Origin of the sequence: Azospirillum sp. A29 (assembly GCF_042604625.1) — a bacterium.
Taxonomy (GTDB): domain Bacteria; phylum Pseudomonadota; class Alphaproteobacteria; order Azospirillales; family Azospirillaceae; genus Azospirillum; species Azospirillum palustre.
This window is the reverse complement of record NZ_CP170467.1, coordinates 446,671-471,965: the sequence shown is the minus strand read 5'-3', so window position 1 is coordinate 471,965 and position 25,295 is coordinate 446,671. Positions and strand designations below refer to the sequence as shown.

Annotated in this window: 25 protein-coding genes and 1 tRNA gene; 18 read left to right on the top strand and 8 right to left on the bottom strand. The window is 67.2% G+C overall.

From position 1 onward, the window contains the following. Window positions 1-20 precede the first annotated feature (20 nt). Together glmU and ABNQ38_RS30230 are read right to left on the bottom strand one after the other, a co-directional pair. Window positions 21-1,373: a bifunctional UDP-N-acetylglucosamine diphosphorylase/glucosamine-1-phosphate N-acetyltransferase GlmU gene (gene glmU, locus ABNQ38_RS30235; RefSeq protein WP_377810992.1), complete on the bottom strand. Its 1,353-nt coding sequence runs from the start codon at window positions 1,371-1,373 to the stop codon at window positions 21-23. Between the two features lie 810 nt (window positions 1,374-2,183). After that, window positions 2,184-2,594: a hypothetical protein gene (locus tag ABNQ38_RS30230; RefSeq protein WP_377810991.1), complete on the bottom strand. Its 411-nt coding sequence runs from the start codon at window positions 2,592-2,594 to the stop codon at window positions 2,184-2,186. 502 nt (window positions 2,595-3,096) lie between these two features. Here ABNQ38_RS30230 and ABNQ38_RS30225 point away from each other — a divergent pair. Beyond that, window positions 3,097-3,363, top strand: coding sequence for a hypothetical protein (locus ABNQ38_RS30225; protein WP_377810990.1), 267 nt, complete (start codon window positions 3,097-3,099; stop codon window positions 3,361-3,363). On the opposite strand, the gene ABNQ38_RS30220 is transcribed toward ABNQ38_RS30225, so the two are convergent. Further along, on the bottom strand, window positions 3,308-4,093 hold the full coding sequence (locus tag ABNQ38_RS30220; RefSeq protein WP_377810989.1) for a DUF3108 domain-containing protein: 786 nt from the start codon (window positions 4,091-4,093) through the stop codon (window positions 3,308-3,310). The genes ABNQ38_RS30225 and ABNQ38_RS30220 overlap by 56 nt on opposite strands. A gap of 314 nt (window positions 4,094-4,407) precedes the next feature. Here ABNQ38_RS30220 and ABNQ38_RS30215 point away from each other — a divergent pair. The 4 genes from ABNQ38_RS30215 (at window position 4,408) to ABNQ38_RS30200 (ending at window position 6,539) form a co-directional block, all read left to right on the top strand. Beyond that, window positions 4,408-4,482, top strand: a tRNA-Val gene (locus tag ABNQ38_RS30215). A 216-nt stretch (window positions 4,483-4,698) separates the two neighbouring features. After that, entirely contained in the window at window positions 4,699-4,863 is a 165-nt protein-coding gene (locus ABNQ38_RS30210; RefSeq protein WP_377810988.1) for a sugar tyrosine-protein kinase, read from the top strand. Between the two features lie 168 nt (window positions 4,864-5,031). Then, window positions 5,032-5,940 (top strand): pantoate--beta-alanine ligase, encoded by a 909-nt coding sequence (gene panC, locus ABNQ38_RS30205; protein WP_377810987.1) that lies wholly within the window; start codon window positions 5,032-5,034, stop codon window positions 5,938-5,940. A gap of 188 nt (window positions 5,941-6,128) precedes the next feature. Next, the gene (locus tag ABNQ38_RS30200; RefSeq protein WP_109446978.1) at window positions 6,129-6,539 is read left to right on the top strand and encodes a flagellar basal body-associated FliL family protein; all 411 of its coding nucleotides are present in this window, start codon (window positions 6,129-6,131) and stop codon (window positions 6,537-6,539) included. A 79-nt stretch (window positions 6,540-6,618) separates the two neighbouring features. Here the strand turns inward: ABNQ38_RS30200 and oxlT (ABNQ38_RS30195) are convergent, their stop codons facing one another. Beyond that, the gene (oxlT, locus tag ABNQ38_RS30195; protein WP_377810986.1) at window positions 6,619-7,926 is read right to left on the bottom strand and encodes an oxalate/formate MFS antiporter; all 1,308 of its coding nucleotides are present in this window, start codon (window positions 7,924-7,926) and stop codon (window positions 6,619-6,621) included. A gap of 334 nt (window positions 7,927-8,260) precedes the next feature. On the opposite strand from oxlT (ABNQ38_RS30195), the gene ABNQ38_RS30190 reads away from it, so the two are divergent. Next, window positions 8,261-8,956 carry a thiamine phosphate synthase gene (locus tag ABNQ38_RS30190; protein ID WP_377810985.1) on the top strand — a complete coding sequence of 232 codons (696 nt, stop codon included), beginning with the start codon at window positions 8,261-8,263 and terminating at the stop codon, window positions 8,954-8,956. Between the two features lie 154 nt (window positions 8,957-9,110). Further along, window positions 9,111-9,800 carry a GntR family transcriptional regulator gene (locus ABNQ38_RS30185; RefSeq protein ID WP_377810984.1) on the top strand — a complete coding sequence of 230 codons (690 nt, stop codon included), beginning with the start codon at window positions 9,111-9,113 and terminating at the stop codon, window positions 9,798-9,800. 42 nt (window positions 9,801-9,842) lie between these two features. Here ABNQ38_RS30185 and pyk read toward each other — a convergent pair whose 3' ends face one another. Next, on the bottom strand, window positions 9,843-11,309 hold the full coding sequence (gene pyk / locus ABNQ38_RS30180) for a pyruvate kinase (RefSeq protein WP_377810983.1): 1,467 nt from the start codon (window positions 11,307-11,309) through the stop codon (window positions 9,843-9,845). A 200-nt stretch (window positions 11,310-11,509) separates the two neighbouring features. Between pyk and ABNQ38_RS30175 the strand changes: the two genes are divergently transcribed. The 3 genes from ABNQ38_RS30175 to ABNQ38_RS30165 all read left to right on the top strand — a co-directional run bounded on the left by ABNQ38_RS30175 (window position 11,510) and on the right by ABNQ38_RS30165 (window position 14,755). Continuing rightward, the gene (locus ABNQ38_RS30175) at window positions 11,510-12,292 is read left to right on the top strand and encodes an NUDIX domain-containing protein (protein WP_377810982.1); all 783 of its coding nucleotides are present in this window, start codon (window positions 11,510-11,512) and stop codon (window positions 12,290-12,292) included. A 154-nt stretch (window positions 12,293-12,446) separates the two neighbouring features. After that, window positions 12,447-13,025 (top strand): NAD(P)-binding domain-containing protein, encoded by a 579-nt coding sequence (locus ABNQ38_RS30170; RefSeq protein WP_377810981.1) that lies wholly within the window; start codon window positions 12,447-12,449, stop codon window positions 13,023-13,025. Continuing rightward, window positions 13,022-14,755, top strand: coding sequence for a pyruvate, phosphate dikinase (locus ABNQ38_RS30165; protein ID WP_377810980.1), 1,734 nt, complete (start codon window positions 13,022-13,024; stop codon window positions 14,753-14,755). The genes ABNQ38_RS30170 and ABNQ38_RS30165 overlap by 4 nt, the downstream gene beginning before the upstream one ends. Window positions 14,756-14,801: 46 nt before the next feature. Here ABNQ38_RS30165 and ABNQ38_RS30160 read toward each other — a convergent pair whose 3' ends face one another. Continuing rightward, entirely contained in the window at window positions 14,802-15,731 is a 930-nt protein-coding gene (locus ABNQ38_RS30160) for a histone deacetylase family protein (RefSeq protein ID WP_377810979.1), read from the bottom strand. Window positions 15,732-15,830: 99 nt separating this feature from the next. Then, window positions 15,831-16,286 (bottom strand): CBS domain-containing protein, encoded by a 456-nt coding sequence (locus ABNQ38_RS30155; protein ID WP_377810978.1) that lies wholly within the window; start codon window positions 16,284-16,286, stop codon window positions 15,831-15,833. Between the two features lie 427 nt (window positions 16,287-16,713). On the opposite strand from ABNQ38_RS30155, the gene ABNQ38_RS30150 reads away from it, so the two are divergent. Next, window positions 16,714-16,935 carry a hypothetical protein gene (locus ABNQ38_RS30150; RefSeq protein ID WP_098737466.1) on the top strand — a complete coding sequence of 74 codons (222 nt, stop codon included), beginning with the start codon at window positions 16,714-16,716 and terminating at the stop codon, window positions 16,933-16,935. A gap of 86 nt (window positions 16,936-17,021) precedes the next feature. Here ABNQ38_RS30150 and ABNQ38_RS30145 read toward each other — a convergent pair whose 3' ends face one another. Beyond that, window positions 17,022-17,465, bottom strand: a complete 444-nt coding sequence (locus ABNQ38_RS30145; protein ID WP_085084000.1) for a GNAT family N-acetyltransferase — start codon at window positions 17,463-17,465, stop codon at window positions 17,022-17,024. 476 nt (window positions 17,466-17,941) lie between these two features. Between ABNQ38_RS30145 and oxlT (ABNQ38_RS30140) the strand changes: the two genes are divergently transcribed. The 7 genes from oxlT (ABNQ38_RS30140) (at window position 17,942) to ABNQ38_RS30110 (ending at window position 25,269) form a co-directional block, all read left to right on the top strand. Further along, window positions 17,942-19,246: an oxalate/formate MFS antiporter gene (oxlT, locus tag ABNQ38_RS30140; RefSeq protein WP_377810977.1), complete on the top strand. Its 1,305-nt coding sequence runs from the start codon at window positions 17,942-17,944 to the stop codon at window positions 19,244-19,246. 302 nt (window positions 19,247-19,548) lie between these two features. Beyond that, complete coding sequence (locus tag ABNQ38_RS30135; RefSeq protein ID WP_377810976.1) at window positions 19,549-20,292, top strand: sulfite exporter TauE/SafE family protein; 744 nt, start codon at window positions 19,549-19,551, stop codon at window positions 20,290-20,292. Window positions 20,293-20,518: 226 nt separating this feature from the next. After that, window positions 20,519-21,547 carry a 2-dehydropantoate 2-reductase gene (locus tag ABNQ38_RS30130; RefSeq protein WP_377810975.1) on the top strand — a complete coding sequence of 343 codons (1,029 nt, stop codon included), beginning with the start codon at window positions 20,519-20,521 and terminating at the stop codon, window positions 21,545-21,547. 73 nt (window positions 21,548-21,620) lie between these two features. Next, window positions 21,621-22,115: a CBS domain-containing protein gene (locus ABNQ38_RS30125; protein WP_377810974.1), complete on the top strand. Its 495-nt coding sequence runs from the start codon at window positions 21,621-21,623 to the stop codon at window positions 22,113-22,115. 152 nt (window positions 22,116-22,267) lie between these two features. Beyond that, entirely contained in the window at window positions 22,268-23,437 is a 1,170-nt protein-coding gene (locus ABNQ38_RS30120) for a Re/Si-specific NAD(P)(+) transhydrogenase subunit alpha (RefSeq protein WP_377810973.1), read from the top strand. A 13-nt stretch (window positions 23,438-23,450) separates the two neighbouring features. Then, window positions 23,451-23,870 carry an NAD(P) transhydrogenase subunit alpha gene (locus tag ABNQ38_RS30115; RefSeq protein WP_377810972.1) on the top strand — a complete coding sequence of 140 codons (420 nt, stop codon included), beginning with the start codon at window positions 23,451-23,453 and terminating at the stop codon, window positions 23,868-23,870. A 4-nt stretch (window positions 23,871-23,874) separates the two neighbouring features. Then, window positions 23,875-25,269 (top strand): NAD(P)(+) transhydrogenase (Re/Si-specific) subunit beta, encoded by a 1,395-nt coding sequence (locus ABNQ38_RS30110; RefSeq protein WP_377810971.1) that lies wholly within the window; start codon window positions 23,875-23,877, stop codon window positions 25,267-25,269. Window positions 25,270-25,295: the final 26 nt, after the last annotated feature.

The window sequence follows — 25,295 nt, the reverse complement described above, 5'->3', positions numbered from 1 at the left end:
AAACGGATCCCGGACCGATCCTACGCCTTTTTTGCTTTCTCGTTTTGCTTCCGTTCGCGGAAACGCTTCGCCCAGCCGGCGTACGCCTTCTGGTTGCCGCGGGCGACCACCAAGGCGTCCGCCTCCACCGCCATCGTCACCACGCTGCCGGCGCCGACGATGGCGCCGTCGCCGATGACGACCGGGGCGACCAGCGCGCTGTTCGAGCCGATGAAGGCCCCGGCGCCGATGTCGGTCCGGCTCTTGGAGAAGCCGTCGTAATTGCAGGTGATGGTGCCGGCGCCGATGTTGGCCTTGGCGCCGACGCGGGCGTCGCCGATGTAAGTCAGGTGGTTGGCCTTGGCCCCGGCTTCGATCACCGCGTTCTTCACCTCGACGAAATTGCCGATGTGGGCGTCCGGGCCGATCTCGGCGCCGGGGCGCAGGCGGGCATAGGGGCCGATGACGGCGCCGCTGTCGATGCGCACGCCTTCCAGATGGCAGTAGGGCTTGATCTCCACCCGGTCGCCGACCGTCACGCCGGCGCCGAAGAAGCAGCCGGGGCCGACCACCACGTCGCGGCCGAGCCGGGTGTCGACGCTGAGAAAAATGCTGTCGGGGTCGATCAGCGTGGCGCCGTTGTCCATCGCGACCTTGCGCAGGCGGCGTTGCAGCAGCTTCTCCACCTCCGCCAGCTCGGCGCGGGAATTGACGCCGACCACCTCGGCCGGGGCGGCCTCCACCACGGCGCAGGCCATGCCGGCGCGGCGCGCGATCTGGACCACGTCGGTCAGGTAATATTCGGACTTGGCGTTGTCGTTGCCGACGCTGCCGATCAGGTCGAACATGCGCGCGCCGTCGAACGCCATCAGGCCGGCGTTGCACAGGGTGACCGCGCGCTCCTCCTCGCTGGCGTCGAGATACTCGACGATCTTCTCCAGCCCGCCGCGGGCGTTCAGGATCAGGCGGCCATAGGCGCCGGGATCGTCGGGGCGCATGCCCAGCACCACCACGGCCGGGTCGGCCGCCTGCCGGCGCGCCTGCACCAGGGCGCGCAGCGTGTCCGGCGTCACCAGCGGCGTGTCGCCGTACAGCACGATGACGTCGCCGGCGAAGCCTTCCAGCAGACCGAAGGCGGCGCGCACGGCGTCGGCGGTTCCGCGCTGCTCGTGCTGGACCGCGATGGGGTAGGGGGCGACGGCGGCGGCCACGCTGTCCATGCCGGGGCCGACCACGACCACGACATGGTCAGGGTCAAGCGTCTTCACCGCGGCCAGCACATGCCCGACCATCGGCCGGCCGGCAACCCGGTGCAGCACCTTGGGCAGATCGGATTTCATGCGCGTGCCCTTGCCGGCGGCGAGGATCACGCAGGCGAGCGGACGATGGGCCATGGTGATGTTCCTGGTCGAGCCTTGAAGTGGAAGGAAAAGCCGGTCGATGAAGGCGACGTACTTGAAGCTGGTAAACGTTAAGACATCACTGCTGGACAGGACGGCGCTTCTACGGGAGTGGGCGCCGCACCATCCGCATTTCCGAGAGTGGTGTGCCACAGCACAGCATGGAAGCCCAAGTCAACTTTTGTTTCAATCTGCAATAAATGAATGTTTCCAACGGGTTGCCTGCTCAGTTTCTTGTGGTTTCCGTCTGTCGTCTTGCCGTTTGGCGATGGCTGCGCTCACCCGTTCCCACCGGTCTGCCCGGCCTGATGGGGCTCGGGATCTTTCAGGGACATGTATCCGATGCCGGCCGCGATCTCCGGGGCAGGACGGCCGAATTCCGCCGGCAGAGAGGATGACGCCTTTCACAGATCATGGAAATTTTTCCTTTCGGTTCCGGCTAATCTTTTCTTTTCAAGATCAGGGCGCCGCCAAATCCTATTCTGTCCCGGGGCCGTTCGGGAGCGGAGTTGAACAGTATTGTCACCGAAGTAGCGTTTCGTTTCCCCTGCGTCAATTCGGCCTTTAGGTCCGCGCGGCACGGTACCCACAGCCGGCTACCGGTCTTTTTCTGAGTAGCCTGGATCGCAGAGCCGTCATAGTCATCCCGCCATCCAGCTGGCGAGGTCCGATGACGTCTGGCCAGGGGCGCCATGCAGGGCGCAGCCGGAAACCTGACCGGAGCCGGGGCGCGCGGTCAGGTGGGCTGTCTGGGGCCGGTCCTGCACGAAGGGCCGATATCGCGATGCCCGGTGCAGAGAGTTTTCAGGCTGTGGGGGGGCTGGAAGATCCGTGCTTCTGCCGCAGTGCCTTGAGCAGGGCAGCCCGGAGCGTCTCGGGCGAGCAGGGCATTTCCAGCAGGATTCCGCTGAAGGCGCCGGCTTTCCAGCGCTGGAGAAGGCTGGAATCTCCCGTGATGCCAATCCATGGCAGAGGATAGCCGATTTCGGCTTCGAAGCGGCTGGCCAGCTGGTCGCCGGTCTCCTGGCCGTTCGTCGGAGGAAGAAGCAACACCGTCGGACGGAGATTGTCTGCCCTGGTGTCTGCAATGATGTCATCCAGGTTGTCGCCGGAAACGACTTGGCATCCCCAGGACTCCAGCAATGCTTCGATGCCAAGGCGCAGAACCGCGTTTTGCTCCAACACAACGACAGTGTTCCCTTTGATCGCCGGCACTGTGCGATGTCCTCCAGCCGTGAGTGGTCCGGAACATTTCCAGAGACGGTAACTCGTGGGCTGGCGCGACATTGCACGCGGTCTCAATTTTGTCATTAACCTGTGATGGCTTCAACCGTCAGTAGGTTCAGGACGTGCCGCTCACCGACACAGAGGCGATCTGTATCCCGATACCGGCGGGTACATACGCCGTTACTATCCCTTTGAACGGAAGGGGTATCCCTCAGGACCCGCGTGCCGGAACCGCAAAGCCCATAGACTAACAAGGGTCGATCCGGCGCCGCCGGGTGACGGGACGCCGATCCGGGGGAGGACGCGCCATGATGCAGGACGATGCCCTGACAGCCGGCTCGCTGGCTTTCACCGTCCTGCTGCTGACGTTGGCCGCAGCCGGCAGGCACGACAATCAATCAAAAACCTGCCGGGTGCGGGTCGGACGGCGGCGTGCTTCGCGGCCGTCCGGCCAGTGTCACGGCGGCAGCCGATGGGAAGGAACTCCACCATGGCCTCTCGCATGGCTCGGATCGTTCATATGGGCAAACTGGGCGGCTTTGCGGCGCTGTTGGACGGCAGGATGCTCGAGTTGGAAGGCTGTTTCCTCTGGCCGTCGGCGGCGGCGCTGAGCGACGCGGCGCGGCGGGTCGGCATCGCGCTGTCCGACCTGATCCTGGACACCCGCTCCACAACGGGACCGGCCGGGCCGGCCGCCGCGGTCAGCGCACAGTCTGCGGCGAGGCTCCGGCCGGGCGGTCTGCCGCTGGCGGCGTGACCCCGGTCAGGTGGACCACCACGCTGCCGAAATCGCTGTCCGTCTCCAGCCGGACGGGCAGCGGCGGAGAGCCGGCAGCAACCGGAGCCAACCACAGATTGACCGGCGGCCGGTCGGCAGGGTTGTTGCGTTGCCAGAAGCGGCCGCCCGACGATGACCGGGCATAGCCGGCCACCGGCTTGTAACTCACCCGGCATTGCTGGGCGACACCGGAGAAGATCGAGTAGCGCGACGGGTCGACGATCCGCCGCCCCACCTCGCTGAACACCATGTCGTAGCGGCGGCGACCGTCGAACACCGGCAGCGACCGGTCGCAGCCCTCGCTCGCCCCCACCGCGAACAGCAGGTCGAGCACGGCGGTCAGCGGATCCAGCGTGCCGCGCTGCAGGTCCGGCGGCACCGGCTCGCGGTCGTCCTTGTCCGCCGGCGGCGTGACGCTGGTGGAGACGTCGCCCTGCGGTCCGTAGGTCAGCGTGACGTTGCGCGGCTCGCCGCGCAGCAGGCTGGTCTGGCGGTGGGTGTCCGGCCGCAGGTCGTCGCCGCGGACATGGCCGTCGCTCTCGGAGTCGGTGCGCCAGCTGAACAGCCGGCCGATGGTGCCGCCGGTTACCGCCGACACGGCGATGCGGTAGCGGTCGCCGGCCACGTCCAGCGTCGCATTCACATCCAGCGCGGTCACCCCGCCGACGAAGACCCGGTAGGTCGCCTTCACCGGCTCCGCCGACGCCACGGCTGTTGCCAGGGGAAGCAGGGGCAGGGAAAGGCCGGCCGCAATCAGGGCTGTCCGGGCAGGGCGGGGGAGATGGCGAGGAAGGCGGCGGGGGCTGGGCTGGGGCACGGTCCAAAGCTCCTGCGGTCGTCGGGACATTTTCGGGGGCGGCGTTTTCGGGGCGTCATTTCGGGTGGGCAATCTTTTTTAAGATGGGGATGAATCTGATGCTTGACACCCGGTGGGGAAGGCCGTAGAAACCCGCCCACCGCAGCGGCGGGGCCGACGAAAGACGGTCGCGACGCAAAAGAGTTCGGTACAGAGTTTTACGGTTCGGGCGCGTAGCTCAGCGGGAGAGCATTCGCTTCACACGCGAAGGGTCACAGGTTCAATCCCTGTCGCGCCCACCATTAAAAAAGGCTTCGGACGATTGTCCGGGGCCTTTTTTGCTTCCCACTCCGCCCGACGGGAATTGCGGACGCAGGGGCGAACCGGAACGGCCAACATCGAAAAATTCTTATGTGACGGGCGATCCCGCGGTCGATTGACGCAGATCAGCCCCTTTTGCGCTGCAATAGGCTAGACAGGGCATCATTCCTGTCACCCGCTTCGGAAAGCCAACTCACATGGACGATAACCGTATCGCTTTGCTGTCCCTCGCCCTGCTGGTCGCCGTCCTGGCCGTTATCATCGGTTCGGTTATCCTGGTGCCGTCCTTCACCGCGCTGCTGGCGACGCTGCTGGCCTGGGCGAACCTGGCCTATCTGGTCGGCATCACCTTCAAGCGTTGATGGCCAAGCGCTGATCCGAAACCGCGGTGGAGAGGGAGGTCGCCCTTTCCGCCGCGGGTGCCGAACCATGACGGTTCGGCAACAGTCTGTCCTGCGGAAAGCTTTTCTGGACAGGAACGGTCCGTCGGGGTATCCAGCGCCCGTTTCGCTGTGCCAAGGACCGACGCCATGACACCGACCGCCGCCCCGTCGTCTTCCAATCTGATCGGCACCCTGTCCGCCGGCACTCTGCCGATCCTGCGGACGGTCGAGGACCTGCGGTCCCAGGTCGCCGCCTGGCGCCGGGAGGGGCTGACCGTCGCACTGGTGCCGACCATGGGCGCCCTGCATGACGGCCATCTGGGCCTCATCCGGCGCGGTCGCGAGCTGGCCGACCGGGTGGTCGCCAGCGTCTTCGTCAACCCGACCCAGTTCGCTCCGCACGAGGATTTCGACCGCTACCCGCGCGATGAAAGCGGCGATGCCGCCAAGCTGGCCTCGGCCGGCTGCCACGCGCTCTACGCGCCGACCGTGCGCGCCATGTATCCGCAGGGCTTCGCCACCGCCATTTCGGTCGGCGGTCCGGCGAAGGGGCTGTGCGGCACCTTCCGGCCGCAGATGTTCGGCGGCGTGGCGCTGGTGGTGACCAAGCTGTTCCTCCAGGCCCTGCCCGACGTGGCGGTGTTCGGCGAGAAGGATTACCAGCAGCTGATGGTGATCCGCCGCTTCACCCGCGATCTCGACATTCCCGTCCGTGTCGAAGGGCTGCCGACGGTGCGCGAGGCCGACGGGCTCGCCATGTCCTCGCGCAACGCCTATCTCAGCGCCGACGAGCGTGCCCGCGCGCCCGAACTGAACCGGGCGCTGACCGCCGCCGCCGCCGCGCTGGCGGCAGGGGCGGAGGTCGATGACGCGCTGACCGGCATCCGCGGCCGCATTGCCGAGGCCGGCTTCGGCACCATCGATTATGTCGAGCTGCGCGACGCCGAAACGCTGGAGCCGGTGAGCGCCGTTACCCGGCCGGCCCGCCTGCTGGCTGCCGCCTGGATGGGCAAGGCCCGGCTGATCGATAATGTGCCGGTGATCCCCGCCTGCTGACCGACCGAAGATTGGGGCCTTAACATTGGCAGTTGCCGGCATGATCGACATTTGACCGGCATTTGTTGTGCGCCTAGCATTCCCGGACGGGCAGGATCCCCGATAGGTTTCGTGGCCCCCGCGATGGGGGCGGAAAGGCCACTTTGCGGCTCGTTCGTCGCAACCGGCAGGGGGAAACGGTTTCCCTGATGCCAATCCTTCTGACCGGCCTGCTGCTGGTGCTGGCAGCGCTGGGGGGCACCGCAGCTTTGGTCGCCACCCGCAACCGCGCCCCGGCCTCCCAGACACAGCTGGGACCCGACAAGAAATACGCGGCGCTGCCGCTGATGACCTTCAGCCTGGGTGGCAACGATGCCCGGATGGTCGACGTCAAGGTGCTGCTGGAGATCGACCCGTCGGTGGACGGCAAGGTGGCCGACCCCTATGTCCCCCGCATCACCGACCGGCTGTCCGACCGCATGCGCCAGCTCGACCCGCAGCAGCTGACCGGCGCCGACGGGGCGATGCTGATGAAGAGCACGATTGCCGGGGTCCTCGACCGCGAACTGCGCGGCGTGCGGGTGAGGGAAATCCTGCTCGACCGGATGGTGGTCAGGTAGCGCGCTTCCAAAAAAGAGGCCGCCCGGCCCGGCGGGATTTCCGCGGGACCGGGCGTCTCTTGAAACTACGCCTTGGGTCTCAGTCGGCCAGCCGGGTGGTCAGGCGAGGAGTGGCGCTGGTGGCCGCCGCGACATAGCGGGCGCGCAGCGGCTTCAGGACGAACAGGGCGAGGAAGGCGGCCAGCGCGTTGACGATGGCGACGCTGTAGAAGACGGTCTGCCAGCTGCCGGTCGCCTCGACCATCAGGTTGCCGACCGGCACCAGCAGCGCGGCGACGCCCTTGGCGGTGTAGAGAAGCCCGGCGTTGGTGGCGGCGAAGCGCGACCCGAAGGTGTCGCCGCAGCAGGCCGGGAACAGGCTGAAGATCTCGCCCCAGGCGAAGAACACCAGACCGGTCAGGATGACGAAGGCGACCGGGTCGGCGCCGTATGCGCTGAGCGCCATCACGCCCACTGCCTCGATGGTGAAGGCGATGAACATGGTGTTCTCGCGCCCGATATGGTCGGACACCCAGCCGAAGAAGGGCCGCGTGATGCCGTTCATCACCCGGTCGATGGACAGCGCGAAGGTCAGGGCCGGCAGGGTCAGGCCCAGGATGCTGACCGGGGCGTCGATCAGCCCCATGTCGGTGGCGATGGGGCCGAGCTGGGCCGTCACCATCAGGCCACCGGCGGCGACCATGGTGAACATGCCGTACATGATCCAGAAGACCGGCGTCCGCAGCATCTCCTGCGGGGTGTAATGGCGCCGCTGCGGGGCGGAGCCGCCGCGCGCCTGCCCATAGCCGTGCTTCGGCGGGTCGGTCATGAACCAGGCCAGCACCAGGATGACCATCCCCTGGCCGAGGCCGAAGGTCATGAAGGTGTTTTCGAAGCCCGAGGTCTCGATCATGGTGGCGATCGGCACGACGGTGAGGGCGGAGCCGGCGCCGAAACCGGCGGCGGTCAGGCCGGCGGCCAGCCCGCGGCGGTCGGGAAACCATTTCAGCGCATTGCCGACGCAGGTGCCATAGACGCCGCCGGCGCCGATGCCGCCGATCACCGCGGCGAGATAGAGCAGGGTCAGCGAATCCGCCACCGCGTTCAGGGCCCAGGACAGGGCGCACAGCGCGCCGCCCACCAGCACGACGATGCGCGGACCGAACCTGTCGACGAACCAGCCCTCGACCGGCACCAGCCAGGTTTCGGTGACGATGAAGATGGTGAAGGCCACCTGGATCGCGGTGCGGCCCCAGCCATGCTTGTCGTCGATCGGCTCAACGAACAGGGTCCAGCCATATTGCAGGTTGGCGATCATCGACATGCAGACGATGCCGATGGCCAACTGCATCCAGCGCCCGCCCCAGGGTGCGACCTGGGCCGTATTGCCGTGCGTGTCACGCACCATGTCCTTCCTCCCCATTACCCGACATGTTCTGTTCGGCGACATGTTTCGTTCGGATTGCCGGACCTTGGGCTCTCGTTTGGCCGCATCGTTGGTTTCTGATGTCCGGTCCGGAAAAAAAGGCGATGGGCTGAGGCTCTCTGCCACCAACTTGGGGTTGCTGGCATGCCAAATGCCCCATGCCCGACTCTACGATCATCAGTTTGACGGATGATGTCAATACGAACCATTTGTCGGACGGACAACAGGCATGCGGATTGTCGATTTGTATCCGCTGGATTTCCGCAGAATGGGAAAATGACCGTCCCGGGACTGGCCGAAAGAGACGGGCCCTGCGATGATGACCGGCCCAACCGAAGGACTCGGCCCCATTTCACGCCCCACGCCATTGCCTGAGCCGCCGCTGCTGGCGATCACCGACCGCAGGCTGGCCGACCGGCCGCTGCCGCAGGTGGCGGAGCGTCTGTTCGCCTGCGGCGTGCGTTGGCTTTCCTTGCGAGACAAGGACTTGCCCGATAGGGAAAGGCTGGATCTGGCTCGCGCATTGATTGCGTGCGCCCGTCCGTGGGGAGCCCGCGTCACCCTGCATGGCGACCCGGCGCTGGCCGCCGCGGCCGGCATGGGCGGGGTGCATCTGCCGGCCGGCGGCGATCCTGCGGCGGCGCGTGTGCTGCTGGGGGCCGGGGCGCTGATCGGGCTGTCGCTTCACGACTCGGACGGCGCGCAGGCGATGGCGCGGGCGGCCGGGCAGGCCGATTACGTGACCGTCTCGCCGGTTTTCCCCTCCGCCAGCAAGCCCGGTTACGGGCCCTGCCTGGGCGAGGCCGGCCTGCGGCGATGGGTGGATCTCGGGGTGCGCTGCGGCATGCCGGTGATCGGGCTGGGCGGTCTCGACCGGGCGGATGCGGTAGCCGGATGCCGGGCGGCCGGGGCCGCGGGCGTTGCGGTGATGGGGCTGGCGATGCGCGATGCGCAGGCGCTCAAGCCTCTGCTGGCAGCGCTGGCGCCGGAGGGGGACGATCTGCCGCGCTGAGGCCGGCCGTGGGCGCAATTCACGCCTATCCCCCTGGACATCTCAACGGATTGCATGCATCTGGTATGTAGGATACGAACACGCGGAAGGTCCCGAACCGGGGACCCGCCCGGCTGCGCCGCAACGTCCGGCGAGACATGAGGACATCCACTCCATGACCTTTCCCGCTCTCAACGTCCAGCCCCTCGACACCGGAACCACCTTCCGCAGTCAGGTCTATCACGCGCTGAAGCAGGCGATCACGGAGATGGACATCTACGACCATGACCGCGAGATCCGGCTGGACGAGCGGCAGCTCAGCGACAAGCTCGGCGTCAGCCGCACCCCGATCCGCGAGGCGCTGACCCTGCTGGAGCAGGAGGGCTTCATCCGCCTGCAACCGCGCCGCGGCATTTTCGTCGTCCGCAAGACCAAGACCGAGATCGTCGAGATGATCCAGGTCTGGGCCGCGCTGGAAAGCATGGCCGCCCGCATGGCCGCCGAACATGCCCCGGGCGCCGAGATCCACAAGCTGTGGGACCTGTTCGGCAGCTTCGAGCAGCGCAGCCCGAAGGACCATGTCAGCGAATATTCCGACGCCAACATCGCCTTCCACAAGAGCATCATCCAGCTGAGCGGATCGAAGCTGATCCAAGACGTCACCGACAACCTGTTCATCCACATGCGGGCGATCCGCAAGCTGACCATCGGCCAGGAGGACCGGGCCGAGCGCTCCATCCACGACCACCGCGCCATCATCAAGGCCCTGGAGGACCGCGACGCCAACCTCGCCGAACGGCTGGTGCGCGAGCACACCATGGGTCTGGCCGCGCATGTGGAGAAGCACTGCGATTTCTTGGAGTAAAGAACGGGCCGGGGCGGTTTGTGCCGCCCCGGCCGCAGCGGCTCAGACCGTCAGCGCCTCCTTCTGCGCCGTCTCCAGCTTCGGCATATCGTCGCCGTCGATGGTCACCACCCGCAGGGAGTTCGTCTTGCCCGGCGTGCCGAAGGGAACGCCGGCGGTGACCACCAGCGACTGGCCGGACTTGCCGATGCCGGTTTCCGCCGCCGCCGTCAGCGCACGGCCGACCATCTCCGAGAAATTCGCCACGTCGTCGGTCAGCACGGCATGGACGCCCCAGGCCAGCGACAGCCGCCGCGCCGTCGCCTCGTTGGCGCTGAGGCCGAGGATCGGCACGCTGGGCCGCTCGCGCGAGGCGCGCAGCGTGGTCGAGCCGGTGGTGGTGTAGGTGACGATGGCGGCGGCGCTGATGGTTTCCGCCACCTGTCGCGCGGCGGCGGTCAGCGCGTCGGGGGCCGTCGCCTCCGGGCTGGGATGGTCGGCATCCATGATGCGGCGGTAGAGCGGGTCGCCCTCCACCCGGCGGACGATGCGTTCCATCATCGCCACCGCCTCCACCGGATAGCGGCCGGAGGCGGACTCCGCACTCAGCATCACCGCATCGGCCCCGTCATAGACGGCGTTGGCGACGTCAGACGCCTCGGCGCGGGTCGGGGTCGGCTCCGACACCATGGATTCCAGCATCTGGGTGGCGACGATCACCGGCTTGCCCATGGCGCGGCTGAGCCGGATCATCTTCTTCTGCAGGCCCGGCACGTCCTCCGGCGGCAGTTCGACGCCGAGGTCGCCGCGCGCCACCATCACCGCGTCGGACAGTTCGATGATGCGGTCGAGCGTCGGCAATGCTGCCGGCTTCTCGATCTTGGTCATCACATGCGCGCGGTTGCCGATCAGTTCGCGCGCTTCCAAGATGTCCTCCGGCCGCTGGACGAAGCTGAGGCCGATCCAGTCCACCCCAAGGTCGAGCCCGAAGGCGAGGTCGCTGCGGTCCTTCTCCGACAGGGCGCTGAGCGCCAGCGCCGCACCCGGCACATTGACGCCCTTGCGGTCAGACAGGGTGCCGCCGGCCACCACCTCGGTCTCCGCGAAGTCTGGGCCGCAGTCCAGAACGCGCAGCCGGATGCGGCCGTCGTTCAGCAGCAGGTCCAGGCCGGCTTCCAGGCTGGCGAACACCTCCGGATGGGGCAGGCAGACGCGGCGGCTGTCGCCCGGCCGGCGGTCGAGATCCAGGCGGAAACGGTCGCCGATGGCGAGATCCACCGGCCCGAAGCCGAAGGTGCCGACACGCAGCTTCGGCCCCTGGAGGTCGAGCAGGACGCCGATAGGCCGGCCAACGGTCTTTTCGGCGGCACGGATGCGGGCGAAGCGCTCCGCATGTTCGGCCTGGGTGCCGTGGCTGGCGTTCAGGCGGAAGACATTCACGCCCGCCCGGGCGAGTGCCGTGATCTGGCTTTCCGACGAGCTGGCGGGGCCCAGCGTGGCGACGATCTTTGTGCTGCGGTGAAACGGCATGACGACAGCCTTCCTCCGCCCGGCCCTTTGCAAAAAGGGGCGGGACTGGCGAACGATGATGAGTTGGGGTTCGGTGTTGGCCCGATGCTGGAAGTCCTAGGCCGGACGGTCAAACGGCGCCCGATCCTTATTCCGCATCGTGAGAGTGGTTCACCCCGCGGCACATGGACAGCCGGCTGGCCCGTCGGCGACACTGGGGCATGCCCGAGACCGCGCCGCAAAGCCCCGTTCCACCCCATCCCGCCGCCACGCTGATCCTGCTGCGGGACGGGCCTGACGGGCTGGAACTGCTGGTGATGGAGCGCCATGCCGGCCTGCGTTTCGCCCCCGGCGCCACCGTCTTCCCCGGTGGGCGCATGGAGGCGATGGACCATGATCCGCATTGGCGCCGGTTCTGGCCGGATGAGGACCCGCCGGCCGATCTGGCGCACCGCGTCGCCGCCTTGCGGGAGTGCGCGGAGGAATGCGGCGTTCTGCTGTCCCGCGATCCCCTTGCGCCCGGCGCTCTCGGCGAGCTGCGCCGCGCGCTGGCGGCGGGGGAGGGGTTCGCCGCAGCGCTGGAGCGGGCGGGCGCTGTCCCCGCCCTCGACCGGATGGCGCCGCTGGCGCGCTGGGTGACGCCGGAGATGCTGCCGCGCCGCTTCGACACGCTGTTCTATCTGGCCCCGGCACCGGAGGGACAGCAGCCGGTCTGCGACGGTGGGGAAGCGGTCGAAACCCTGTGGGCGAGCCCGCGCCGTCTTATGGCGGAGGCTGGAGCCGGACAGCGGCGGCTGGTCTACGCCACCCGGATGACGCTGCTGCGGCTGGCGGGCTGTGCCGACGTGGCGGCGGCGATGGCTTTTGCCCTGCCAAAACGGGAATTTCCGCCGCCGATCGTGCCGCGGCTGGTGGAAACCCCGTCCGGTCCGGTGCTCCGCATTCCGGAGGGCTGCGGCTTTTCGCCACTGGAGACCCCGGCCGAACATGTTAGGCTTGGGTAAGATTAGGTAAGTCGGAACGGGTTTCCGCGATGTGAAAATTGCGCGATGGTGCTATTGTGCGACGCGAAATACGCAATCAATCTCCAGACTGACGCACGGCGCCGAATCCTGCTGAGGGAAACGGCGGCGGGGGCGGAAGCAGGAGGATCGCGCAATGGATGTCGGGTTCGTCGGAAACGGGGAGATGGCCGATGCGATCATGGACAGGCTGCGGCAGGCCGGGCACCGGCTGCACCACGACCGCCATGGCCGCAGCGCGTTCCGTGACCAGGCCGGGATGTGCGACGTCGTGATGATGCTGTTGCCCGATGCCCGCGCGGTCGAGTCCGCCCTGTTCGGCGACGCCCGTTTCGCCAATGACGGCTTTGCCGGCGCCCTGCCGCCGGGAACGCTGGTGATCGACCTGTCCCGCATCCCGCCGTCCGAGGCTTCGGCCAACGCCGCGCGGCTGTCCGGCATGGGGGTCCTGACGGCCGATGCGCCGCTCGCTCCAGGTTTCACTCCCGGCATCACCATCGATTTCGGCGGCAGCGATGCGGCCTGCGCGCGGGCCGAACTGCTGCTGCGGCTGTTTAGCGATGGCGTCGTCCGTGCCGGCGGACCCGGTGACGGGCAGCGGGCGCATCTTGCCCGGACTGCGGACAGGAAGAACGACGATCCGGATGGACTGCACCGGCTGCTGCGTCTGATGGCCTTCGACGGGCCGGCCGAACCCATGTTGAGTGCATCATGAACAGCTTGACCGCTCCCGACATCGCCCAGCTCCGCCATCCGGTCGCGCTCGTCCCGGCTGCACTCGTTCGGACCGCCGTACCGGATGTGATCGTGCCCTTCGGGGCCGGACTAGGCGATGGCCGGGCCGATGTCGGGCGGCTGGGCAACAAGGGGGCGCGTCTGGTGGAGATGGCGGCGCTGGGCATTCCGGTGCCGCCGGGCTTCGTCATCGTCGCGGAGGCCGGGCGCGGGCTGGGGGCGCAGGATGCGCTGCCGGCCGGCCTGATCGAGCGGATCGACGGCGCCGTCCTGGCGCTGGAACGGCAGGCCGGGGGGCGTTTCGGCGATGCCGGGTGCCCGCTGCTGCTGTCGGTCCGCTCCGGCGCCGCGGTGTCGATGCCCGGCATGATGGACAGCATCCTCAATCTCGGCCTCAACGACCGCAGCGTCGAAGGGCTGGCGGCCACGTCGGGCGACGCGCGCTTCGCCTATGACTGCTATCGCCGGCTGGTCCAGTCCTTCGGCTGCGTGGTGATGGGCGTGCCCGGCCACCGGTTCGAGGCGCTGCTGGACGAGCACAAGGAGGAGCGGGCGCTCCAGCGCGACGGCGACCTGACGGCGGAGGACTGGCGCACCCTGCTTCCGTCTTTCCTGCGGCTGGTGGAGACCCGCTGCGGCCGGCCCTTCCCCCAGGACCCCGCCGAGCAGCTGCGTCTGGCGGTGGCGGCGGTGTTCCGCTCCTGGATGAACCCGCGGGCGGTGGCGTTCCGCGCGCTGCACGACGTTCCGGAGGATCTGGGAACGGCGGTGACGGTGCAGGCGATGGTGTTCGGCAACCGCGGGCCGGACTCCGGCACCGGCGTGCTGTTCACCCGCGACCCCTCCATCGGCGTGCCCGGCCTGTGCGGCGAGTTCCTCGCCGACGCCCAGGGCGAGGACGTGGTGTCCGGCACCTGCGACCCCGACCCACTGAGCGCCGGACAACTCAACTCCGGCCAGCCCAACCCCGACCGCTCCATGGAGCGCCGCCTGCCGGCCGTCTATGCCGAGCTGTGCGCGGTGGCGGACCGGCTGGAGCGTGCCTTCGCCGACATGCAGGACATCGAGTTCACGGTGGAGGGTGGGCGCCTGTTCATCCTGCAATCGCGCAGCGGCAAGCGGTCGTCCGAGGCGGCGGTCCGCATCGCCGTCGATCTGGCGGAGGAGGGGATCGTCACCCGCGACGAGGCGGTGCGCCGCGTCGATCCGCAGGCGCTGGACGAACTGCTGCGCCCGACCCTGACGGCCGACGCGCTGGCGGCGGCCATCGCCACCGGCCTGCCGGCCTCGCCCGGTGCAGCCACCGGCCGGGCCGCCTTCACCACCGACGACGCGGTGCGGCTGGCGCGCGGCGGGGCGCCGGTGATCCTGTGCCGGCCGGAAACTTCGCCGGAGGACATCCACGGCATGCACGCCGCCGTCGGAATCGTCACCGCCCGCGGCGGCTTCACCAGCCACGCCGCCACGGTGGCCCGCGGCATGGGCAGGCCCTGCGTCTGCGGCGCCCGCATGCTCCGCATCGATGTCGAGGAGGGGGTGATGCGGATCGGCGATGTGACCGTCCGCACCGGCGACCTGCTGACCATCGACGGCAGCAACGGCGCCGTGGTGCTGGGGGCGGCCCCGTTGCAGCGGCCGGCCCCGGACTGCGCGACCGCCCGGCTGCTGGAGTGGGCGCGGGAATGCGGGGTGGGACTGGCGACGGATTGAGGGGGAGGGAAGCGGGCTTGCGCGCCTGCTCCCCATACAGCGCCCCTTAGGCGCGCATCAGCGCCGTAAGATGGGCGGCGCAGCCTTCCGCCAGACCGGTGGCGTCATAGCCGCCCTCCAGCGCCGACACCACCCGGCCGCCGCAGACGCGGTCGGCAAGCTCGACCAGCTTGCGCGTCACCCATTCGAAATCCTCCGCCGTCAGGCCGAGCTGCGCCAGCGGATCGCGCTTGTGCGCGTCGAAACCGGCGGAGATCAGCAGCAGTTCCGGCTGGAACGCCTCCAGTGCCGGCAGGATGACGCGCTCCACCGCCTGTCGGAACTCGACGGAGCCGCTGTAGGGCTCCAGCGGCAGATTCAGGATGTTGCCGTCGACGCCGCGCTCCCATGAATTGCCGGTGCCGGGATAGAGCGGCGACTGATGGGTCGAGGCGAAGAACAGGTTGGGGTCGTCGGTGAACATCGCCTGCGTGCCGTTGCCGTGATGCACGTCGAAATCGACCACCGCGACGCGGGTCAGCCCATGGACCTTGCGGGCATGCTCTGCCCCGACCGCGATGTTGTTGAAGACGCAGAACCCCATGGCGCGGGCCGGTTCGGCATGGTGGCCGCAGGGGCGCACCGCGCAAAAGGCGTTGGTCGCCTCGCCGGCCAGCACGGCATCGACCGCGGCGCAGACCGACCCGGCGGCGCGCAGGATCGCACCGCGCGACCCCGGCGACAGCAGCGTATCGCCGTCCAGCCGCTGGTAACCGTCGGTCGGGACCGCGGCCAGGACCGCATCGACGTAAGACCGCTCATGGACCCGCGACAGCTGTTCCACATCCGCTTCGGGCGCGGACCGGCGCTCCAGGTCGCGGAACTCCGGCCGATCGAGCACCTGCCACACCACGGCCAGCCGTTCCGGCGCCTCCGGATGGCCGGGGCCGGTGTCATGCGCGAAGCAGTCGTGATGGGTGAAGATCAGGGTGGTCACAGAGGGTCACTCCCATGGCAAAGGCACCGCCGGACTCGATGTGCCGGCGGCGCCGCAGTCGGGTGGGGCGGCCTGGGTGGGGCAGCCGGGTGGGACGGATCAGTGGGCGTAGGTAGCGGCGGCCGGCGGTTCCGCGACCCCGGTGACGGTGCCGTCCAGCTCCTGCAATTGCAGCCGGGTGAAGTCGCGGGCGCTGACGACGCCGACCAGATGTCCGTCCTCCAGAACCGGAAGATGGCGGATGTGGTGCTGCTCCATCAACTGCAAGGCCTGCCGCACGCTGTCGGACGGGGCGCAGGTCACCGGCTGGCGGGTCATCAGCTGCGACACTGGCATCGCCATCAGCGAGCTGCCCCGTTCCAGCAGGGCGTGCACGATGTCGCGCTCCGACAGGACGCCGGCCAGCGTGTTGCCTTCGGTGCGGCAGACGTCCTTGACGACCAGGGCGCTGATGTTCTCCGCCTTCATCAGGCGGATGGCGTCGGCGACCGTCGCACTGGTCCGCACGGCGACGACGCGGGCTTGCTTGGTGCGCAGGATGTGTTCGACCTTCATGGCGGGACTCCTGATCGGCTGCGGCTGGCGGGAAAGCCATCTGTGGGGTGGCCCGTCTTCAGGGCCGGCAGGGCGCCCGGCCGGGCGTCGTGCTTTGAATATGGTATGCCAAATACTGTACGCCAATCAAACAATTTCGATGGCCAATTTTGGCGGCGGCCCAAATTTCAGGCCGCCTCATACGATGGTGCAGCGCAAAGGGCCTCGTCCTGTTGGCTCATGATACCAACGCAGCACAGCCATACTGTCCGTAATGCGATATGTTTGTTATGCATGCAAATGGACTGAGGCATGCGGTATGCGCATGTCCGGCATCATGTACCTTGTATACCAAAAAACTTGAACCAATTGCTGCATCGCGTCATAACGGAACTGTCACGTCGAAGCCGACCAAACAAAAAAAGCACCCCACCGAGACACTGGAGCGATGAACATGTTGGAAATGCTGGTTCTGGCGCTTGTGCTGTCCGTCTTCGGCGGCACGGTCCATTATATTCTGTCGATGCAGATCGCCAACGCGGGCAAGTCGCAGCGCGATTTCTCCTCCGCGCCGCTTCGCCTCGCCAACCCGACCGAAGCCGATCTCAAGGAGCCGGAAGACGAACTGCCGCCGGGTCCGGCCTGGGCGAGCTTCCCGCGCGCCTTCTGATCCGCAGCTCTTCCTTCCTGTCATCGTGAGAAAGACGGCCTCCCGGGGCCGTCTTTTTCGTTTTCGCCTTCGGTATTTCCACCCGGTCAGGCGAGCGGCAGCACCAGCTGGAAGCTTTTGATGGTCATCCGCTTGCGGTGATAGAAGCGGTGGGCCTCGCCGCGCTGGATGCCGGAGATGATTTCCATCTGGGCGCAGCCGCGCTCCCGCGCCTCGCCGGCCAGCCAGTCGAACAGCTTGTCGCCCAGCCCGTAGGAGCGCTTGGCGGAGCTGGTCACCAGATCCTCGACATACATATAGCGGCCGCGCGACAGCGTCTCGTGGACGCGGAAACCGCCGCATCCGGCGATCTCGCCATCCAGCCGCAGCAGGGCGAGGTTGTAGCCGTCGTCCATCTGGCGGCGGATCTGCGCGCGGTAGGCTTCGGGGTCGGTCATGTGGGTCCGCAGCTCCTTCATGATCGGGTAGCTGGCGGCGATATCGGCATCGTCACGCGCCACGACGATCTCGATGTTCTGCTGCTGGTCCATGGCGGTCGACTCCTTATCAATATGGGTTCTGCCGGAAAGGGCATCGGCGCCGACGGTACGTCCCCGGCGCTGGCATACCATATGCCAGTAGATTGTCCGGCCAAAAGCTGGCCTGCCACACTTTCCGCGTACCGGAAAACCAATGGCCGGGCGTAGGCCCCGCAACAGGGCGAATGCAGCCTGCGGAAACAGTTCGTGCCTTCCACTAATCGCTTGCACGGCATTCGGCATCTGGTATACCATATTGATAATTCCAGATCGGATCAGGACCGCACCGATTTGGCGGGGGGCGAAAACCCGCCTCCCACAGCAGTGACGCGCCCCGGGGCCGCATCCCCGCCGCGCTGCCACTCACAGCAAACAACAGCATCAAATTCCGAAGCATCTCAGAAGACACCCAAAGAAAACGCCTAAAGCATCAAAACAGAAGCGACGCCCGAATCGGCAGAGAACCGCTTCCTAGGAGGAGATAGAAGATGCAGCATACGAATTCGGAGGCGCAGGGAGCACCGCTCGGCGGCCGCTGGATGCAGTTGGTCATCGGCGTGATCTGTATGTCGATGATTGCGAACCTGCAATATGGCTGGACGCTGTTCGTCAACCCCATCGATGAAAAGTATCATTGGGGCCGTGCCGCCATTCAGATCGCCTTCACCATTTTCGTCGTGACCGAAACCTGGCTGGTGCCGGTCGAGGGCTGGTTCGTCGACAAGTTCGGTCCCCGCATCGTCGTTGTGGTCGGTGGCATCCTGTGCGCCCTGGCCTGGGTCATCAATTCGTTCGCCGACTCGCTGGCGCTGCTCTACATCGGCGCGGCCGTGGGCGGCGTCGGTGCCGGCGCCGTGTACGGCACCTGCGTCGGCAACGCGCTGAAGTGGTTCCCGGATCGCCGCGGCTTGGCCGCCGGCCTGACCGCCGCCGGCTTCGGTGCCGGTTCCGCCCTGACGGTCGTTCCGATCGCCAACATGATCCAGACCTCCGGCTTCGAGCAGACCTTCCTGGTGTTCGGTCTGGGCCAGGGCCTGATCGTCTTCGCGCTGGCCTGGTTCCTGAAGGAAGCCGACCCGGCCCTGCTGCCGAAGACCAAGAGCAACATCGCTCAGAGCCGCCGCAACTACACCCCGCAGGAGACGCTGAAGTCGCCGGTCTTCTGGGTGATGTACCTGATGTTCGTCATGGTCGCCGCCGGCGGTCTGATGGCCACCGCCCAGCTCGGCCCGATCGCCAAGGACTTCCACCTCGACGGCATGCCCGTCAGCATCATGGGCCTGACCCTGCCGGCGCTGACCTTCGCGCTGACCATCGACCGCGTGCTGAACGGCGTGACCCGTCCGTTCTTCGGCTGGGTGTCTGACCATATCGGCCGTGAAAACACGATGTTCGTCGCCTTCGCCATCGAAGCGGTCGGCATCCTGGCGCTGAACCAGTGGGGCCAGCACCCGGTCGCCTTCGTCGTCCTGACCGGTCTGGTGTTCTTCGCCTGGGGCGAGATCTACAGCCTGTTCCCGTCCTGCTGCGCCGACAGCTTCGGGTCGAAGTTCGCCACCACCAACGCCGGCCTGCTCTACACCGCCAAGGGCACCGCGTCGCTGGTCGTTCCCTTCGCCAACGTGATCGTGTCCACGACCGGCAGCTGGCAGGCGGTGTTCTTCTTCGCCGCCGCGGTCAACGCCATCGCCGCCTTCATGGCCCTATTCGTCCTGAAGCCGATGCGTGCCCGTCAGATCGCCGAGGACACCACCCAGCCGGTCGGCAAGCTGGTGACCGAGGGCGCCGACTGAAAGAATCGCGGACTTTCCGCCGATGGGGTTCCCGTTGACCGGGGGGCCAGCCGGAACTCCAAGTAACGTCGGAACGGTGTAAGGGCGGAACAGGTACCGCCGGAAAAACGACAAACCGGCATCGGGACCACCGCATTGGTCCCGGTGTCGGTTTGTCGCGTTTTGGGAGGCTGGCCGTGAACCGCATTCACGACCCGCGCCCCCCGACTGACAGGTCCGGGCAGAGAACGCTCGGAGAGTGATATTCTGTATACAGAATACGGCTGGTGCCGTCAACACGGATCGAAAGGGGTGGGTCGGTCATGTTGGGTATGTTTGTCCTGATGCTGGCGGCCTTCTGCTCCGGCGCCCTGAACGCCGTCGCCGGGGGTGGTGCCTTCATCACTTTTCCGGCCCTGCTGTTCGCCGGGGTGCCGCCGGTGGCCGCCAACGCCTCCAGCACCGTGGCGCTGTTTCCGGGGCAGGCGGCCAGCAGCTGGGCCTACCGGCGGGAGATCGCCGCCGGCGGTCAGGTGAATGTGCCGGTCTTCGCCGCGCTCAGCCTCGTCGGCGGACTGGTGGGCGCGCTGCTTCTGCTGGTGACGCCGAATGCGACCTTCGCCCGCTTCGTGCCCTGGCTTCTGTTGTTCGCCACCTCCGTCTTCGCCATCGGCGCCTATGCGCCGGGCATCGTGTCCCGGCTGCGGCTCGGCGGTCGCAGCGTGCTGGTGGTGCAGTTTCTGATCTCGATCTATGGCGGCTATTTCGGCGGCGGCATCGGCTTCCTGATGCTGGCGGCGCTGACCCTGTTCGGGCTGCGCGACATCCACGCCATGAACGGGCTGCGGCTTTTGCTGGCGATGCTGATGAACGCGGCGGCGGTCGGCACCTTCATCGTCGCCGGCGCGGTGTCCTGGCCGGAAACCGTGGCGATGGCCCTGGCGGCGGTGGCCGGCGGCTATGCCGGCGCCATCGGTGCGAAGCGGGTCGATCCCAAGCTTTTGAAGACTGTGGTGGTCATCATCGGCGCGGTGCTGACCCTGTACTTTTTCGCGAAGGGAGCTTGATCCGAACGGAGTGTAGACCACGCCCGCAATCTCAACCGAGCCCCCACATTCCGCATTGACATACGGTATGTGGTATACCAAACTCCAGACACAGTTTGCGCGACAGACTGTTGGATGCCGCTGCAAAGCGACCGGTCAGCCGATGGATGCGGCCGGTGCGGGCGGGCTGGCGTCGTCCAGCCCCACAGCATTCAAAAAGTGAAATCGGGGGAGAGGGGAATCCGGCATGAAGATCTGCATCTACGGATCCGGGGCCATCGGCGGCTACCTCGGCGTTCGCCTGCATCAGGCAGGTGCCGAAGTCAGCTTGGTGGCGCGTGGCGCGCATCTGGCGGCGATGCGCGAAAACGGCGTCACCTTGCTGATGGGGGAGGAGAAGACCGTCGTCCACCCCCGCTGCACTGACAACCCGGCCGAACTCGGCCCGCAGGATTATGTGATCGTCGCGTTGAAGGCCCACTCCGTCCCCGGTGTCGTGCCTGCGATGCAACCGCTTCTCGGTGACCACACCGCCGTCGTCACCGCGGTCAACGGCATTCCCTATTGGTATTTTTACGGCACCGGCGGCGAGTTCGACGGCCGCACGCTGGAAACCGTCGATCCGGGTTCGGTCCAATGGAACGGGCTGGGTCCCCAGCGCGCCATCGGCTGCGTCGTCTATCCGGCGACCGAGGTGGTGGAGCCGGGCGTCATCCAGCATGTCTATGGCGACAAATTCTCTCTCGGCGAGCCGGACGGGTCGAAGTCGGACCGCGTCGTCGCCCTGTCGAAGGCGATGGAGGCCGGCGGCCTGCGCGCGCCGGTGCTGGACCGCATCCGCGACGAGATCTGGCTGAAGTTGTGGGGCAACCTCTGCTTCAACCCGATCAGCGCGCTGACCCACGGCACGCTGGAGGTCATCTGCGGCGATGCCGACACCCGCGCCGTCGCCAAGGCGATGATGCTGGAGGCCAAGGACATCGGCGACAAGCTGGGTGTCCATTTCCGCGTCGATGTGGAGCGCCGCATCAACGGCGCCGCCGCGGTGGGTGCGCACAAGACCTCGATGCTCCAGGATCTGGAACGCGGCCGGCCGATGGAGATCGACCCGCTGCTGTCGGTGGTGCAGGAGATGGGCCGCATGGTGGGCGTGCCGACGCCGACCATCGATGTCGTGCTGGCGCTGGTGAAGCAGCGCGGCGAGACCGCCGGCTGCTACAGCCGGCCGCAGCCCGCGGCTGCCGCCCGCACGCCGGAAGCGGTGGCGGCCCAATAAGCAAGTCAGGCGACGCGGCCGGCGCAAACCCAGACAGGGTCCGCGCCGGCCGCCTCAAGGGGGGTGGAGCGTCATGAAGGTCGAGGACATTCTCCGCAAGAAGGGCACGCGCATCGGCATGGTGCGCATCAACGAAACGGTTTCCACCGCGCTGCGCCTGATGAAGGCGGAGAACACCGGCGCGCTGGTGGTCAAGGACGTCTGCCGCACCGAAGGCAACACGGTGGTCGGCGTCATTTCCGAACGCGATGTCGTCCGCGCCCTGGTCGACCGCGGTCCCGGCATCCTGGAGCAGGCGGTTTCGGCGCTGATGACGCGCGATCCCTATTGCTGCAGCCCGTCGGACTCTGTCCGTCATGTGCTGAGCCTGATGGACGAACACGGCATCCGCCATGTCCCGGTTCTGGAAGGCTCCACCCTGGTCGGCGTCGTCAGCGTCCGTGACCTGATCCGCCGCCAGTTGGAAGAGCTGTCGGGCGAGGGGCTGCCGGTGGCCGCCACGGCTGCTGCCACAGCCGCCGCCACGGCCGCCGAGAGCTGGGACTTCCCGGTCGTTGCCAACCAGTGAGTGCTGCGGGTGGGGCCGGCGCATGTCCGCTGCCCCACCTGCGTTGCCGCTTCGGCGCTTGCCCGCCCTGATCCGGCCCTGACCGGGAGCCTTGACCCAGGGGTGGGCCGATTATCGCCCGCCGCCAAGGCCGGCCTTCGAAAGCAAACGACATGAAGATCGCGATACCCAGGGAGCGCCGCCCGGGCGAGCGCCGCGTCGCCGCGTCTCCCGAAACCGTCAAGAAATTCAAAGCCCTCGGTCTGGACGTGGTGGTAGAGAGCGGGGCCGGTCTCGGCTCCAGCATCACCGATGCAGCCTATGAGGCGGCGGGGGCCGCCATCGCCGCCGATCAGGCTTCGGCGCTGGCCGATGCCGACATCGTCTTGAAGGTTCAGCGTCCGCTGATCGCTTCCGAGGGCGGTGAGGACGAACTGGCGCTGATCCGCAAGGGTGCGCTGCTGTTCGCCATCCTCAATCCCTACAACAGCCGCGACCATGTGAAGGCCTACGCCGATGCCGGCGTGAACGCCTTCGCCATGGAGTTCATGCCGCGCATCACCCGCGCCCAGGTCATGGATGTGCTGTCCTCCCAGGCCAACCTCGCCGGCTACAAGGCCGTCGTCGATGCCGCCAGCGAGTATGGCCGCGCCTTCCCGATGATGATGACCGCCGCCGGCACCGTGCCGCCGGCCCGTGCCTTCATCATGGGCGTCGGCGTTGCCGGCCTCCAGGCCATCGCCACCGCCAAGCGCCTCGGCGCCATCGTCTCGGCCACCGACGTGCGCCCGGCGGTGAAGGAGCAGGTCCAGTCGCTGGGCGGCAGCTTCGTCGCTGTCGAGAACGACGAGTTCAAGCAGGCCGAGACCGTCGGCGGCTACGCCAAGGAGATGTCGGACGACTACAAGCGCCAGCAGGCCGCCCTGGTTGCCGAACACATCAAGAAGCAGGATCTCGTCATCACCACGGCGCTGATCCCCGGCCGCAAGGCGCCGATCCTGGTGACGGCGGAGCATGTGGCGTCGATGAAGCCGGGCTCGGTGATCATCGATCTGGCGGTGGAGCAGGGCGGCAACGTCGAGGGCGCCAAGCTGGGCGAGGTGGTGACCACGGCCAACGGCGTGAAGATCGTCGGCCATGCCAACTATGCCAGCCGCATCGCCGAGAGCGCGTCGCTTCTCTACGCCAAGAACCTGCTGGCACTGCTGACGTCGCTGCACGGGAAAGACTCCGGCGTGGCCGTCAACTGGGACGACGAGATCGTCAAGGCCATCGCGCTGACCCGCGACGGCGCCATCGTGCATCCTGCCTTCGCGGACGCCCGCGAAGCGCAACCCGCGTGAGGAGGCGGATCCCATGGAACACCCGGATCCCGCAAGCAACATCGCCGCCTTCCGCCAGACCCTGGCGGCCCTGACCAACCAGGTCGACGCGCTGGCCGTGCAGGTGGCGCAGCTGTCGCCGGTCCCGGTTGCCGAGGCGGCCAGCCACGGCAGCTTCTTTGTCACCGGTTTGACGGTGCTCGTGCTGGCCTGCTTCGTCGGCTACTACGTCGTCTGGCGCGTCACTCCGGCCCTGCATTCGCCGCTGATGGCCGTCACCAATGCCGTGTCGTCGGTCATCATCGTCGGCGCGCTGGTCGCCGCCGGTCCGGCCGGTTTCGGCTTCTCCAAGGTCCTGGGCTTCCTCGCCGTCATCCTGGCATCCGTCAATATCTTCGGCGGCTTCCTCGTGACCCAGCGCATGCTCTCCATGTTCAAGAAGAAGGGCAAGTAAGACCATGGAAACCTTGTCGGCCCTTCTCTACCTCGTCGCCTCCATCTGCTTCATCATGGCGCTGCGCGGGCTCTCCAGCCCGGAGACCTCGCGCCAGGGCAACATTTACGGCATGGTCGGCATGACCATCGCCATCCTGACCACGCTGGCCTCGCCCATCGTCCAGTCCTACTGGATGATCGTGCTCGGCATCGCCATCGGCGGCGCCATCGGCTATGTGGTGGCCAAGAAGATCGAGATGACGGCGCTGCCGCAGCTGGTCGCCGCCTTCCACTCGCTGGTCGGTCTCGCCGCTGTCTTCGTGGCGCTCGCCGCCTTCTACTCGCCGGAGGCCTACGGCATCGGCATCCGCGGCGCCATCGCCAAGGGCTCGCTGATCGAAATGGCGCTCGGCACCGCGGTCGGTGCGATCACCTTCACCGGCTCCATCGTCGCCTTCGCTAAGCTCCAGGGCCTCGTCACCGGCAAGCCGCTGGTCTTCCCGATGCAGCATCCGCTGAATGCGGCGCTCGGCGTGCTGACCGTCCTCCTGATCGGCTGGCTGGTGCAGTCGAACGCCGATGCCGCGATGTGGCTGATCGTCGTCGTGGCGCTGGCGCTGGGCTTCCTGCTGATCCTGCCGATCGGCGGCGCCGACATGCCGGTGGTCATCTCGATGCTGAACAGCTATTCCGGCTGGGCGGCCTGCGGCATCGGCTTCACTTTGCAGAACAATCTGCTGATCATCACCGGTGCGCTGGTGGGCTCCTCGGGCGCGATCCTGTCCTACATCATGTGCAAGGGCATGAACCGCTCGATCTTCAACGTCATCCTCGGCGGCTTCGGCGGCGAGAGTGCCGCGGCCGGCGGTCCCGCCAAGGGTCCGCAGGGCTCGGTCAAGGCCGGCTCGGCCGAGGATGCCGCCTACATCATGAAGAACGCCCAGTCGGTGATCGTGGTGCCGGGTTACGGCATGGCGGTGGCCCAGGCCCAGCATGCGCTGCGTGAGATGGCCGACAGCCTGAAGCATGAGGGCGTGGACGTGAAGTACGCCATCCACCCGGTGGCGGGCCGCATGCCCGGCCACATGAACGTGCTGCTGGCCGAGGCCAACGTGCCCTACGACGAGGTGTTCGAACTGGAGGACATCAACCGCGACTTCGGCACGGCGGATGTCGCCTTCGTCATCGGCGCCAACGACGTGACCAACCCGGCGGCCAAGACCGATCCGACGAGCGCCATCTACGGCATGCCGATCCTCGACGTGGAGAAGGCCAAGACGGTGTTCTTCATCAAGCGCGGCATGGCTGCCGGCTATGCCGGCGTCGAGAACGAGCTGTTCTTCCGCCCCAACACCATGATGCTGTTCGGCGACGCCAAGAAGGTCACCGAAGAGGTCGTCAAGGCGATGGAAGCGTAACGACGGATTGCTAAAAGAAAGCGCGC